The sequence below is a fragment of the Mycobacterium sp. IDUB_36 genome (genome assembly GCF_055419225.1).
The window spans coordinates 218,444-231,755 of record NZ_JBVAXH010000001.1; the positions used below are offsets into that span (position 1 = coordinate 218,444).

The following is a 13,312-nucleotide window of genomic DNA, read 5'->3' on the forward strand; positions in this document are numbered from 1 at the left end:
GAGCTCTTAGGGGGTTATGGACTTCTCCAGACCACCGCAGTGGCCCCATCGATACGCATGACGGTGACCTGTTCGCCGGGTTCGAACACGTCTCCCTCATTCAATGGCCTCGCGGTCCACACTTGACCGTCCACCTTCACCTGGCCCTCGTCGCGGGCCACATGGTCGAGCACCAGCGCGGACTTGCCCTCCAGCGCGGCGATACCCGTCGTCAGGCTCTTCGCCGGGGTCAGATGGCGTCGCAGCGCCGGGCGGACCAGTGCCAGCAGCAGCACCGACACCACCAGGAACACCGCGCCGTCGACCCAGATCGGCGCGTCCAGCAGCCAGCTGGATCCGGACGCGGCCAGTGCGCCCCCGCCCAGCATGAGCAGGAACATGTCGCCGGTGAGCGCCTCGGTACCGGCCAGTCCTATCGCGACGATCAGCCAGATCACGGCCGCAGACATGCCGAAAGGATATCGCGAGATCGGCCGTGCCCACGGCGAACAACTAGACTGCGAATCCATGTGGTGCCCAAGCGCAACGCTCTCAGTCTGGGCCAACGCCTGGCTGGCCGGTCAGGCCGCGCCGGACGACGTCTTGGACGCGTTGTCTTGTTGGGCTCCAACGCAATCCGTAACCGCGTATGACGCCGTCGCAGCAGGACACACCGGCCTGCCGTGGCCCGATGTCAACAATCCCGGTGTCGTTTCTCTGCTGCAGACACTCCGCAAGGCCGCCGGACGGTCGTCCACCGGCACCCCGTCGATCACGGTGGTGTTGCCGATTCCCGGCGACAGCCGCGGCTTGGCGCCGGGCACACAGTTCGAGCACGACGCGATGGCCGCCGGTGAGGCCGTGATAGTCGCCCACCCAGACGATCCCGGCAAGGCCGTCGGGTTGGTGCCTGAGTTCGAGTACGACGACTCCGACGACGAACTCGTGGTACCCGAACTGGCGGCGTTGTCCTGGACGGTCTATTCCCTACCTGGCGCTCCGGCACTCGACCACATCGAGCTGGGCGAGGCCGAATACGAGCTGCGATTGGCCGTCCGGTCTGCCGCGGACGCGCTCACCACGATCGGGTTGGGGTCGGCCGGCGTCGATGTCGACGATCCACGCGGAATGGTCGAGCAGTTACTGGAATCCACACGCCATCACCAGATTCCCGAACCGGCGCCGTCGCGGGCACTGCGGGTCCTGGAGAACGCGGCCCACGTCGACGCGATCATCACCGTCAGCGCGGGGTTGAGCAGAATCGGCACCCAGTCGCTGTCGGAGGCACAGATCGCCACCGACGCGCTACGGCCGCTGGCCGCGGTGGTGCGCTCGGCGCGCACGGCCGCGCTGACCGCGATTCTGCACGCGGCGTGGCAGGGCGGCTAGCCCGACCACACCTCGGCGGCGCAGTGCGGCGGACGGCACGGCTCGCCGTTGACACCGGCCGTGCAGCCGGGCGCCGGGTCCGGCCCGCTCACGCGTGCGGGCGGGCGACCTTGGCGCAGTTCGTCGATCAGATCCACGGCAAGTCGGGCGAAGCGAGGATCGGCATTGGGTGTACCGACTCGGGCCAGGGCGATGCCGGCCGCGTCGGTCTGCTCGCGGAGCTCGGAATCGAGGTCCCACACCACCTCGATGTGGTCGGCGACAAAGCCGATCGGGCAGACGATCACGGCTTTCACGCCGGCCTCGGTGAGCTCGGCGACATGGTCACCGACGTCGGGCTCCAGCCACGGCACCTGCGGTGGGCCCGACCGCGACTGCCACACCACGTCGTAGTCGTCGTACCCGGCGGCCGCTGCGACAAGGCTTGCGGCATAACGCACTTGGCGGCTGTACAACTTCGGTCCGAGGCGATCGTCGGCGGCGACGGGCACCGAGTGTGCGGTGAATACCAGCCGCGCGTCGGCGGGCACCGTGGTCGCCGCGGCGGCGACGTAGTCGGCGAACATCTCGACGAAGAGCGGGTGGTCGAAGTAGCGACGCAACTTGACCAGCTCGGGCGCGTCGGAGCCGGCCGCCCGCAACGCCCGATCGAGGTCCTCGGAATACTGTGTGCAACCGGAGTATCCACTCCACGCCGACGTGGTGAAGACCGCTGCACGACGAATGCCGTTGTCGCGCATGGCTGCAACCGCGTCTTCGACGTACGGCGCCCAGTTGCGGTTGCCGAAGTAGACCGGTATGTCCAGCTCGGCTTCCAGCCGGGCGATCAGGTCGCGGTTGATCCCGTTGATCGGTGAGACCCCGCCGAAATGCAGGTAGTGCTGCGCGACGTCGTCGAGCCGTTCAGGTGGCACATTGCGGCCCCGGGTGACGTTCTCCAGGAACGGCCGCACCTGCTCGGGTCCTTCCGGCCCCCCGAAGGACAGCAGCAGAACCGCGTCAAAAAGCACTGTAATCCATTGCGCGCTACAGTAACTGCGTACTGGCGCCGCCGTCGGCGTAGACGATCGTGCCGGTGGTGGCCGGTAGCCACTCGGACAGCAGGGCGCAGACCGTCTTGGCCACTGGAGTCGGGTCTTTCATGTTCCACCCGATCGGCGCCCGCTGGTCCCAGCCCTCTTCGAGCAACTGCATCTGCGCGCCCGCCTCGTCGCCGAGCGCTCCGCCGACGATGGCGCTCATTGCCAGCGTCCGGATCGGGCCGGCCGCAACAAGATTGGATCGGACACCGAACTTCCCGGCTTCACGCGCCACGAACCGGTTGACCGACTCCAGCGCGCTCTTGGCCACCGTCATCCAGTTGTACGCCGGCATCGCCCGCGTCGGGTCGAAGTCCATGCCGACGATGGAACCACCGGAATTCATGATCGGCAGCAGCGCTTTGGCCAGCGAGGCGTACGAATATGCGGAGATGTGAATGCCTTTGGACACATCCTCGTAGGGCGCGTCGAAGAACGGGTTGATTCCCATGCCGGTCTGCGGCATGAACCCGATCGAGTGCACGACGCCGTCGAGCTTGTTGCCGTCACCGATCTCGGCCGTCACGCGCTCGGCCAGCGTGTCGAGGTGCTTCTCGTCCTGCACGTTGAGTTCGATCAACGGCGCCTTCGCCGGCAACCGGTCGGCGATACGCTGGATCAGCCGCAACCGGTCGAAGCCGGTCAGCACCAGCTGAGCGCCCTCTTCCTGAGCCACCTTGGCGATGTGAAACGCAATCGACGCGTCGGTGATGATCCCGCTGACCAGGATCCTTTTGCCTTCGAGCAGTCCTGCCATGCCTGTTTCTCGTCCGTCCTAGTCGTGGATGTTCGTCAGTGGCCCATGCCCATGCCGCCATCAACCGGGATGACCGCACCGGAGATGTAGCTCGCGTCTTCGGACGCCAGGAAGCTGACCACACCGGCGACCTCGGCCGCAGTGCCCACCCGCTTCGCCGGGATGAAGTCCAGCGCGCCTTCCTGGATCCGCTCGTCGAGCGAACGGGTCATATCGGTATCGATGTATCCCGGGGCGACGACGTTGGCCGTCACGTTGGCCTTGGACAACTCCCGGGAGATCGAGCGGGCCATCCCGATCACGCCGGCCTTGGACGCCGCGTAGTTGGCCTGGTTGCCGATGCCCCAGGTGCCCGACACCGAACCGATGAAGATCAAGCGGCCGAACCGCTTTCGCTGCATGCTGCGCGACGCCCGCTGGACGACCCGGAACGCTCCGGTGAGGTTGGCGTCGATGACCTTTTCGAAACGCTCCTCGGTCATCCGGATCAAGAAGGCATCTGCGGACACGCCGGCGTTGGACACCACCACTTCGACCGGACCCTGGTGCTCCTCCACGGCAGTGAACGCGCGATCGACGGCTGCGCCGTCGGTGACATCGCATTCGACGCCGAAGAGTCCCTCGGGCGCTCCCGATCCGCGGTGCGTGATGGCGACCTTGTGGCCGTCGGCGGCCAGTCGCTGCGCAATGGCCAACCCGATCCCGCGGTTACCGCCCGTGACGAGCACGGACCGGGACACGAATGGGGGTCTGCCCCAATCACTTGCGGGTTCGGCTGTGGTATCGGTCGCCGTGTCGGTCACCTCGCAAACCTAGCGTCTCGGCGTCGCGGCGCCCGAATCGGGCCGACCCCGGCCGTCGCGGTCTCCATTGTCACTCGGGCGGCGCGTGTGGTCGGCGCTGCGCAGCACGACGTCGACCGCGGCCTCGATCCCCTCCGGCCCGGGCGCCGTCCCGAACATCAGCGCCGGGCAGACAATGACGCCCGACAGCATGGAGATCAACGCTTCCAGCTCAGGACCCTCGAAGACCTGTTCGAGAATGCGCCGGATCGGCCGCTGCCCCTCTGCGTTGATCTCGTCTCTCAGCTGCCGCATCGCGTCGTCGGTCGCCCACTGGGCCATCGCCGAAAGTACGAGATCGAGACGCAGCTCGAGGACCAAGTGCCCGAAAGCGGTGAGTTGCGCGATCAGGTCGGCCCGAACGTCGCCGGTCAACTCGCGGTGGGCGGCAATGCGGAGCGGGCTGAGCGCCGTGGCGGCCAGGTCGGCCCTCGTCGGCCAGTGCCGGTAAAGGGTGGTTTTCGAGTAACCCGCCCGCTCGGCCACTCGGGCATGCGTGAGCGCCTCTGACCCCTCCTCGACGAGGACGGCAAAGGCAGTGCGGGCGACATCGGCCCGGGTCCGCGCGATGCGGTTGTCCTCGGTCGTCTGACCAGGTACCCGGGACTCGTGGACGGCCATCAGGCCACCGTCCGTCGCACCCGGAGACCACTCACTGAACGAGTCGGCCAAAATTGACCTCTCAATTCTCTACTGAACGAATGGTTCATTAGTGTACAGTTCGATTCATCCTTTCCCGCCGAGTTCAAAGGCTCAATGATGATCCCTAACGAACTAACCCACTTCCAATTCGACACGGTCTACAACCTGCTGTCTTTCGCCACTGCGGCTCAGCTGTTCACCGCGATCTTCCTGATCGCCGCCCAGCGACGGGTGTTGGCACGATACCGGCAAGCCATCGTGATCTCCGCGATGGTCTGTGGCATCGCCGCTTACCACTACTTTCGCATTTTCGACTCGTTCAAGGCGGCATTCGTCACCACTTCCCAGGGCGGCCGCGGGAACTATGTCCAGGCGATCGGAGAGTCATTCAACGAGGCCTACCGCTACGTCGACTGGTTACTGACTGTCCCGCTGCTGCTCACCGAGCTCATCGTCGTTCTGGCGCTGGCCCGCAAAGTGCAGAATTCGCTGCTCTACCGGCTCATCCCGGCGTCAGCCCTGATGATCGCGCTCGGCTATCCCGGCGAGATCAGTGGCGACCACGGTATCCGCAACGCCTTCGGGTTGCTGTCCACGATCCCCTTCCTCTACATCCTGTATGTCCTGTTCGTCGAGCTGACCCGTTCGCTGGACCGTCAGCCCGAGGCCGTGCGCACCACCGTCAGCAGGCTCAGGTACCTGCTGGTGGCCACCTGGGGCGTCTATCCCATCGCCTACATCATCCCGCTGTACGCGTCGCATGCGGGCGCGTCGGCGTGGGTGGCCAAGCAGGCCGGCTACTCGGTGGCCGACATCTTGGCCAAGTGCCTCTACGGCCTACTGATCTACAAGATCGCCCGGTTGAAGTCGCAGGCCGATGACCCCGACTTCGCCGCGGACGAAGGGGTGCACGGCGAGGCACCGGCCTACTCCCAAGGGAACGGTGTCACCAAACCCCGCGTCATCGCCAGTGCCGATGACGCTCCTGCAGCGACCGCGTAGCGCCGCCCGGCAGTCGCAGTAGTCCTGCGAAGGCTCGGGCTGTGCCACAGCAACCGGACCGCTCTCCCCGGGACGCTCGTCCCGGGGAGAATCGCTGCGCTGACCCGTTGGCAACGGCCGCGAGATGGTCGAGGTTCGTTCTGTTGGGAACGGCTGTCGCCTTCACCGGGCTGGCCACGATCAGTGCACCTGTCGCCCTGATCATCGCGGGGTTGGGCTTTGTGGCCGGAGTCCCGCACGGCGCGGCCGACCACGTGATCGCGGTGCGTCTGGCCGTCGGCCGACCCATGGTGTTGGTCGCCGCGGTATACGCCGGAGTAGCCGTCAGTGCCTGGGCGCTGCTGCAATGGGCCGACCCGACCGCGCTGATCATCGCGGTGGCGCTCAGCGCCCTGCACTTCGGTTTGGGGGAACTCGAGGTGGTGCATCGGCTGTGTCACTGGCGGCCAGGGCCCGCAACGAGCGCGTCGATCGTCGTTGCCGGCTGTGGCGCGCTGCTGCTGCCGCTGGCTCGCTGCGGCGATCAGCTCAGCGCTGTGGCGACCACTGTCTCGCCGGCCCTGGCAACGGTGATCGGCCAGACTCGGGTGCAGCAGGGCCTGGCAGCAGTGTGGCTGCTGGCGGCGCTCGTCGCGATCGTCGGCTCGTTGAGGTCAGGTCATCTCACGGTTGCTCTCGACATCATCATCGTCGGCGCGGTGGGCATAGTCGCGCCGCCGCTCGTCGCGTTCGCGGTGTGGTTCGGCGGGTGGCACGCGCTGCGCCACTGCGGCCGTCTGTTGACCGTCGAGTCCGGCTGCGTTGCCTTGCTGACCATTGGCCGGACCGGCGCGGCGGTGCGGCGGCTGGCCCTGCTGGCCGCTCCACCCTCGCTTGCGGCCTGGATTGTGCTGGCGGCCCTCGGCTGGTTCACGGTGTCCGCATCTGACCCGACGGCAGTGGTCGCCGACGTGCTGCGCCTGCTGCTCGCCCTCACAGTGCCGCACGCCGTGGTCGTGCTGTGGCTGGACCGCGCCGCGGCTCACCGCGCCCGCGGCGCGGCGTCTGACGATCTCGAGGAGCCGAACCTCGCGACGACCCGGCCGAACTAGGTCGGCAAGCGGCGGTTGATCAGCAGTGCCGCGAGTCCGGCCAGTGCCAGCACCAGCGAACCCAGTCGCAGCCATCCGACACTGGCGTCGCCGCGGATCGTCTCGTAGCCGATCTGCTGCTGCAGCGAGGCGTAGACCTGCTTGAGCTCCTGCAGGTTCGCGGCGTCGTAGTGGGTGCCGTTGGAGAGTTCGGCGACCTTCTTCATGGTGCTGTCGTCGACCGGCACGGGCTGACGCTGCCCGTTGATCTCGACGAAGCCGTACGGGGTGCCGAACGAGATCGTCGAGATCGGCACGCCCTGGTCCTTGGCCGTACGAGCCGCGGTGAAGGCGCCTTTCGGGTTGTCCGGGTTGGTCGGCATGGTCTCCTTACCGTCGGAGAACAGCACGATGCGGGCCGGCGGCGGAGTGTCGCCCCCGCCGATCACGGCGCCGACGGTGGCGATGGCCTGCAGCGCGGTGAAGATGCCCTCGCCGGTGGCGGTCCGGTCGGCGAACTGGAGCTTGTCCAGCGCGGCTTTGGTCGCGTCGCGATTGGTGGTCGGCTGGACGAGCACGGTCGACGTCCCGGCGTAGGCGATCAGGCCGAGGTTGATGCCGGGTGTCAGCTCGCCGGCGAACTCCTTGGCCGCCACTTCGGCCGCCGCCATCCGGTTGGGTTCGACATCGGTGGCCCGCATCGACTGCGAGACGTCGATGACGAGCATGACGACCGCGCGATTCCGCGGAATCCGGACGTCGTGCGTCGGCCCGGCCATCGCGACCGTGAACAGCAACAACGAGGCCACCAGCAGAATCGCCGACAGGTGCCGCCAGCGGGTGGGTTGTTTGGGCGCAACGCTTTCCAGCAGTTCCATGTTGGCGAACCGCAGCATCCGGCGCTGCCGGGCCAACTGCGCGAAGACGTACAGCGCGACGATCACCAGGATCACGACCAGGAACAAGAAGAACCACGCGTGGGAGAACCCGGAGAGCGTCATCGGCCCGAGCAGGGGCAGTGTCATCGCAGACCCCTCTTCATAGTGAGATCCGCCGCCGCGAGAAAGCGTCTCACTGGCGCCCCGCCAGTGCACCGCGTCGGCGGGATTCGACGAAACGAACGATGTCGGCGATCCAATCGCGATCGGTGCGCAACGACAGGATGGGCGCCCCGCAGCTGCGCAGCGTACGGGCCACGTCGGCACGGTGTGCCGCAGCAGCTTTCGCGAAGTCGTCGCGCAACTGCTCGTCGATGGTGAATTCGCGGGAACGGCCGGTCTCGGCATCCTGCAGGATGACGTCTCCGACATCCGGCAGCTCGACGTCGCGCGGGTCGAGGATCTCGACACCGAGCACCTCGTGCCGGGCGGCGATCGCCCGCAGCGGCCGCATCCAGTTGATCGGGCCGAGGAAGTCGCTGATGACCACCGCCATCCCGCGCCGACGCTCGGGGCGACGCAGCGCGTCGATCGCGAGCGACAGATCGCCACGCACCCCGACCGGAGCCTTGGGCATCGTGGCGATCGTGCGCAACAGCGTCTGCTCGTGCTGGCGGCCGGAGCGGGCCGGTACACGAGTTACCTTCTCGCCGTTGGCAATCAACGCGCCGAGTCGGTTTCCACCGCCGCTGTTGAGGAAAGTGATCGCGGCCGCGGCGGCCACCGCCAGGTCGCGCTTCTCGCAGACGGCGGTGCCGAAGTCGAGGCTGGCCGACAGGTCGACGACGAGCCAGGTCTCCAGTTCGCGGTCGGCGATCATCTGCCGCACGTGGGGATGGGTGGTGCGCGCAGTGACCGCCCAGTCCATCCGGCGCACGTCGTCGCCCGGCTGGTACTCGCGGGACTCCCCCGGCTCCGACCCCGGTCCGGGAATCAGGCCGAGGTGATCGCCGTGCAGCACACCGTCGAGCTTGCGTTTGACCGTGAGCTCGAGCGTCCGCAGTGCCGCCGTCAGTTTGGGGTCGTCGATCTGCCCGCGCTGCATCGACGGCGGACGAGTAGCCACGGGCTGCTCCGCGGCGGAGTTGCTATCGGTCACCGACCGCTGGCCGCACCCGCGGCCTGCATTGCCGACGGCACCGAATGTCCTTGCTGCGGAACAGCATTGACCTGAGGCATCCCGACGGTCTGCAGAATCCGGTTGATGACGACCTCCGAGGAGATCTCGTCGGCCAGCGCGTCGTAAGTGAGCACCAACCGGTGCCGGAGCACGTCGGGGATCACCTCGACGATGTCCTGCGGGATCACGTAGTCGCGGCCGCGCACCAGTGCGAGCGAGCGCGAGGCCGAGATGATGCCCAGCGAGGCACGCGGCGATGCGCCGAACGAGATCCAGCTCTTGACGTCGTTCATGCCGAGTTGCTCGGGATGGCGGGTGGCGGTGACGACGCGCACCACGTAGTCGACCAGCGCGTGGTGGACGAAGTTGTTCGCGGCGAGGTCCTGCAGCCGCAGCAGGTCACCGGTGTCCAGGATCTGCTTGGGCTCCGGCGGCTTCACGCCCATCCGGTAGATGATCTCGCGCTCTTCCTCCGGCGAGGGATAGCTGACGTTGATCTTGAACAGGAAGCGGTCGCGCTGCGCCTCGGGCAGGGGGTAAACGCCCTCGTGCTCGATCGGGTTCTGGGTGGCCATCACCAGGAACGGGTTCGGCAGCGGGAATCGCTTGCCGCCGATCGAGACCTGACGCTCCTGCATGACCTCCAGCAGAGCCGACTGCACCTTGGCCGGTGCGCGGTTGATTTCGTCGGCGAGCAGGAAGTTGGCGACCACCGGGCCGAGCTCGGTGTCGAACTCCTCCTTGCCCTGCCGGTAGATGCGGGTACCGATGATGTCGGTGGGCACCAGGTCAGGGGTGAACTGGATGCGGGCGAACGATCCGCCGACCACCTTCGCGAAGGTCTCGACGGCCAGCGTCTTGGCGACACCCGGAACACCCTCGAGCAGCACGTGGCCCTTGGACAGCAGGCCGACGAGCATGCGCTCGACGAGCTGATCCTGGCCGACGATGATGCGCTTGACCTCGAAGATGGCCCGCTCCAAGGTGTGTACCTCGGCCGCCAGACCGTTGCCGCCACCACCGGGGGCCGCGTGCGCAGGTGCCGTTGCGGCACTGCCCGGACCCGAGTAACCGCTGGTGCCCGGCGGCGGTCCGCCTGCTGATGTCATCGATTACCCTCCACGGCTCAGACCTTCCAACGCATGATCAGACACGACTCTCGCACCACGAACGTCGTGGGGCAGCGGCGTGCCCTGGTTCAACTATTCCAGGCCACCCGTGATCCGTCGACGTGGCCCGTCCGGGCCACGATGCGGGCTGCGCGACGACCAGACGATGAGCCGGACCATCAAGCCCAGCTCAGTACTCGATGATGCGGGTCAGGAACGGCGTCATGCCACCCTTGCGCACCGCGCTGACCGTGACTTTGCCGGCACTTCCCGACGCCTCCAGCATCTGGCCGTTGCCCAGATAGATGGTGACGTGCTGACCGCCGCCCGGGCCGTAGAAGATGAGGTCGCCACGCTTGGCCTGCGACGGCGGAATATGCCGGCCCGCGTTGTACTGGTCACCGGAGAACCGGGGCAGCAGCACTCCTACCCCGGCGAAGCTGTAGCGGACCAACCCCGAACAGTCGAAACCGACGGTGTTGGCGCCGGAGTCGATGCCTTTGCTCGGCGAGTTGGGCGTGCCGCCACCCCAGGAGTACGGCACACCCATCTGCGAGGAGCCGCGCCGGATCACGTACTCGACGGCCTGGCGGCCGTAGACCCGCGGAATGCCGTTCGCGCTGGTGCTCGCGGGCTTACCGCCCAGGTTGATGCCGAGGCCGCCGAGGAACTGCTGTCCGAGCCCGAGCGTCGTCTGGGTTGCCTGGGCGGTGGCCTGCAACGACTGATTCGCCATGGCCACCGGGTCCCCGGGCGCGCCGGCGCTGATCGTCGGCGGCAGGGTCGGGTCCCATGCGCCATCTTCGGCGTGTGCGGGAACGGCGAGTCCGAGCAGCAGGCTGAACGCGGCCAGCACCGGCCAGACCAGCGCGGTCCGGCGGAGAGGCCTGAATTCGGTAAAACCCTGGCGCATAGATCCTTTCAACGGATCAGTATTCGATGTAGCGAATGACGTAGGGCGTCATGCCGCTGGTACGGACCGGTGCGATACGGACCTTCAGCCCGACATCGGGCGCCTCGAGCATCTGCCCCTGGCCGAGGTAGAGCGTCACGTGCTGGCTGCCGCCGGGGCCGTAGAAGATCACGTCACCGCGGCGCATCTGCGAGGCCGGGATCTTGCGACCCAGGTCGTACTGCGCGCCTGAATAGTGCGGCAGCTTGATGCCCACGCCGGCGAACGCGTAGAGAATCAGGCCGGAGCAGTCGAAGCCGGTGGTTCCCGAGCCGGAACCGATGCCTTTACCTGGGCCGGCCGCGGTGCCACCGCCCCACGAGTACGGGACACCGATCTGCGATCCGGCGCGGCGGATCACGTACTCCGATGCCTGGCGACCGTAGACCCGCGGGATCTTGCCATTGGTGAAACCTGACGGCGTCGGCGCCAATCCCAGCTGCTGCAGGAAGCTGCTGCCCATTTGCGAGGTGACCTGCGACGAGGTCGACATCGTCCCGAGGACCTTGTTGAGGACCGCGACCGGGTCACCGGGCACGTTGGCGCTCGGCACCTGCGGCAGGGTGGGGTCCCAGGCGCCATCCCAGTTGCTTCCGTGACCCTGTGGCCGATTCGGCGAGCCCGGCGCCGCCGGGTCCCACCGATCTCCGGGGGACGACGCCGCCCGCTGTCCGGCATCCGGTCCGCCCGCGGATGCCGACCAGTTGCGGGCGGCGTCGAGTCTGGCCTGGGCGGCGCTGCGCTCTTCGCCCAGTCGAATCACTTGTTGTTGCTGCTGACTGAATGTGGTCTGCGCACTGGTCACCGCCGCGACAGCCGCGTCCTGACTGGATTGCGCGTCGACGACCGCCTTGTCGGCTTTCTGCTTGGCCAACCGGGCGGCGGATTCCTTGTTCAGTTGCTCGGTGCGGGCCCGCTGCAGGTTCTCCATCACCTGCTGGGAGCTGGTGGCGAGGCTCTGGCCGGCCGCCGCGGTCGCGATCATCTCGTCGGGACTCTTCGCGGTGAGGTAGCTGTCCGACGGGCCGTTGACGTAACTGGCCACAGCGAAACGGTCGAACTTCTTCTGCGCGTCGGCAATTGCGACGTCCGCATTCTGGACCGCCTGCCGGCTGCCGTCGACGTCATGTTGTGCGGTGGTCGCGTTCTCGCGCGCGGTCGCGACGTCGACGACCGCCTTGTTGACGCTTTCTTCCTCAGTCTGGATCTGGGCGTTGAGATCCTGGAGGCGCTGGTTGGCCTGCGCGACGTCGGCGATCAATTTGGCCACGGTGTCCGGGTCGGCGTGGCCCAGACCGGGTGTCCCCAGCACGAGCGCCACGCTGATCACAGCGGGCGCGACTCGGTGGGTGAACGGGGTCGCCAATCGGATAGACGAGCCGCGGCAGTTGCGTCTCATTCGACTCGGATCTCCTTGGCTCAACGCGGGCGGATGGCGCTAGCACTCCGCGCCTCCAGTTAGCACTGGATGCACGAATCACCAAATGCATCTCCTGAACCGTAAGTCACATCAGACCCAGTTGAAACTTATGTCACAAATTACAAGTCTGTTCTTCTGAGAACTGTGACCCTACGGTGACATCACGTATTTGCCCGTTCCGAGAACAGGGACGTCGGCGCTATCCGACACGAGCTCAATACCGCACTTAGACGCGGTGATCGGCGCCTTCCGCGACCGTGTCGACGCCGGGAGCCTGCGTTGCTGAGCGCTTGGCGCGCAGCTGCATCAACCGGGTTCCGACCACCGTGGCCAGCACCCCGATCACGACCACAATGGTGAACGGGGCCCAGGGGAATTGCGGCGTCTCGAGTTGGTGCAGGAAATTCTGCGCGGACGCGACTGTATTTCCGGTCTTGGCGTGATCCTCGCCGATCTCCAGCGTCGACCGCGGGAAATGAGTGCTGTACGTCCCGACGAAGTTCGGGCTCAGTACAAGCACCGTCGCGTCGGGATGTTGGGAGCCGATCACCGTGGCGATGTCGCGCAGCGGAGTGTCGTTCGCCGGGTTGTGATCGAGCACGACGACCTTCAGATCGATGCCGTGCTCGTGAGCTTGGTTGACCAGGTCCAGCAGCGCCGGCGCGACGGACGGCGGAGCGCTGACGTTGCCCGCGCTGACCTGATGCTGCACGACCGCCAAGCAGTCGTCGGGCTTGGTCGCCGGATCGACACCAACGGTGCCGCAGATCTCGCCCGGGATGTAAAGGGGCGCGTGCGGGGTGGTCACGGATGGAACCGTACCGCTTGACGATGCCCGGTTACAGCCGGTGGTCGGATGAAAAAGAGGTCAAGGTTTCGGGCCCGCGCAATGCAGGACAAGCGTACTGTTAGACTCGAAATTGCGCGTCGACACGGCCCGTCGGCGAGCGTAACGAGCGGCGATCGCACGCACGGCCCGGCCGGTGCAACGGGTCGCCGCCGACGACCAGATT

14 protein-coding genes are annotated in these 13,312 nt (G+C 66.8%); 3 read left to right on the forward strand and 11 right to left on the reverse strand.

Annotated features, from left to right (window positions below):
- Positions 1-14: 14 nt before the first annotated feature.
- On the reverse strand, positions 15-449 hold the full coding sequence (locus ACZYW1_RS00935; RefSeq protein ID WP_463782501.1) for an NfeD family protein: 435 nt from the start codon (positions 447-449) through the stop codon (positions 15-17).
- 58 nt (positions 450-507) lie between these two features.
- On the opposite strand from ACZYW1_RS00935, the gene ACZYW1_RS00940 reads away from it, so the two are divergent.
- Complete coding sequence (locus ACZYW1_RS00940) at positions 508-1,368, forward strand: hypothetical protein (protein WP_463782503.1); 861 nt, start codon at positions 508-510, stop codon at positions 1,366-1,368.
- On the opposite strand, the gene ACZYW1_RS00945 is transcribed toward ACZYW1_RS00940, so the two are convergent.
- Genes ACZYW1_RS00945 through ACZYW1_RS00960 form a run of 4 tightly spaced genes read right to left on the reverse strand, consistent with a single transcriptional unit; the run spans position 1,365 to position 4,667 of the window.
- On the reverse strand, positions 1,365-2,378 hold the full coding sequence (locus ACZYW1_RS00945) for a ferrochelatase (protein ID WP_463782504.1): 1,014 nt from the start codon (positions 2,376-2,378) through the stop codon (positions 1,365-1,367). The genes ACZYW1_RS00940 and ACZYW1_RS00945 overlap by 4 nt on opposite strands.
- A gap of 16 nt (positions 2,379-2,394) precedes the next feature.
- Positions 2,395-3,204 carry an NADH-dependent enoyl-ACP reductase InhA gene (gene inhA / locus ACZYW1_RS00950; RefSeq protein ID WP_463782506.1) on the reverse strand — a complete coding sequence of 270 codons (810 nt, stop codon included), beginning with the start codon at positions 3,202-3,204 and terminating at the stop codon, positions 2,395-2,397.
- 35 nt (positions 3,205-3,239) lie between these two features.
- Entirely contained in the window at positions 3,240-4,007 is a 768-nt protein-coding gene (gene fabG1 / locus ACZYW1_RS00955; protein WP_463782508.1) for a 3-oxoacyl-ACP reductase FabG1, read from the reverse strand.
- Between the two features lie 9 nt (positions 4,008-4,016).
- Positions 4,017-4,667 carry a TetR/AcrR family transcriptional regulator gene (locus tag ACZYW1_RS00960; RefSeq protein ID WP_463782511.1) on the reverse strand — a complete coding sequence of 217 codons (651 nt, stop codon included), beginning with the start codon at positions 4,665-4,667 and terminating at the stop codon, positions 4,017-4,019.
- A gap of 138 nt (positions 4,668-4,805) precedes the next feature.
- On the opposite strand from ACZYW1_RS00960, the gene ACZYW1_RS00965 reads away from it, so the two are divergent.
- Both ACZYW1_RS00965 and ACZYW1_RS00970 read left to right on the forward strand, forming a co-directional pair.
- Positions 4,806-5,690: a bacteriorhodopsin-like gene (locus ACZYW1_RS00965; protein WP_463782513.1), complete on the forward strand. Its 885-nt coding sequence runs from the start codon at positions 4,806-4,808 to the stop codon at positions 5,688-5,690.
- 143 nt (positions 5,691-5,833) lie between these two features.
- On the forward strand, positions 5,834-6,781 hold the full coding sequence (locus tag ACZYW1_RS00970) for a Brp/Blh family beta-carotene 15,15'-dioxygenase (RefSeq protein WP_463782515.1): 948 nt from the start codon (positions 5,834-5,836) through the stop codon (positions 6,779-6,781).
- Here the strand turns inward: ACZYW1_RS00970 and ACZYW1_RS00975 are convergent.
- The 6 genes from ACZYW1_RS00975 to ACZYW1_RS01000 all read right to left on the reverse strand — a co-directional run bounded on the left by ACZYW1_RS00975 (position 6,778) and on the right by ACZYW1_RS01000 (position 13,107).
- A complete protein-coding gene (locus ACZYW1_RS00975) occupies positions 6,778-7,785 on the reverse strand; it encodes a VWA domain-containing protein (RefSeq protein WP_463782517.1) in 1,008 nt (335 codons plus the stop codon). The two genes, ACZYW1_RS00970 and ACZYW1_RS00975, sit on opposite strands and share 4 nt — an antisense overlap.
- Before the next feature lie 46 nt (positions 7,786-7,831).
- The gene (locus ACZYW1_RS00980; protein ID WP_463787621.1) at positions 7,832-8,743 is read right to left on the reverse strand and encodes a DUF58 domain-containing protein; all 912 of its coding nucleotides are present in this window, start codon (positions 8,741-8,743) and stop codon (positions 7,832-7,834) included.
- A gap of 50 nt (positions 8,744-8,793) precedes the next feature.
- On the reverse strand, positions 8,794-9,927 hold the full coding sequence (moxR1, locus tag ACZYW1_RS00985) for a chaperone MoxR1 (protein ID WP_463782519.1): 1,134 nt from the start codon (positions 9,925-9,927) through the stop codon (positions 8,794-8,796).
- Positions 9,928-10,117: 190 nt separating this feature from the next.
- Positions 10,118-10,840 (reverse strand): NlpC/P60 family peptidoglycan endopeptidase RipB, encoded by a 723-nt coding sequence (gene ripB / locus ACZYW1_RS00990; protein WP_463782521.1) that lies wholly within the window; start codon positions 10,838-10,840, stop codon positions 10,118-10,120.
- Between the two features lie 16 nt (positions 10,841-10,856).
- Positions 10,857-12,278, reverse strand: a complete 1,422-nt coding sequence (gene ripA / locus ACZYW1_RS00995) for an NlpC/P60 family peptidoglycan endopeptidase RipA (protein WP_463782522.1) — start codon at positions 12,276-12,278, stop codon at positions 10,857-10,859.
- 247 nt (positions 12,279-12,525) lie between these two features.
- A complete protein-coding gene (locus tag ACZYW1_RS01000; protein ID WP_463782524.1) occupies positions 12,526-13,107 on the reverse strand; it encodes an Rv1476 family membrane protein in 582 nt (193 codons plus the stop codon).
- Positions 13,108-13,312: the final 205 nt, after the last annotated feature.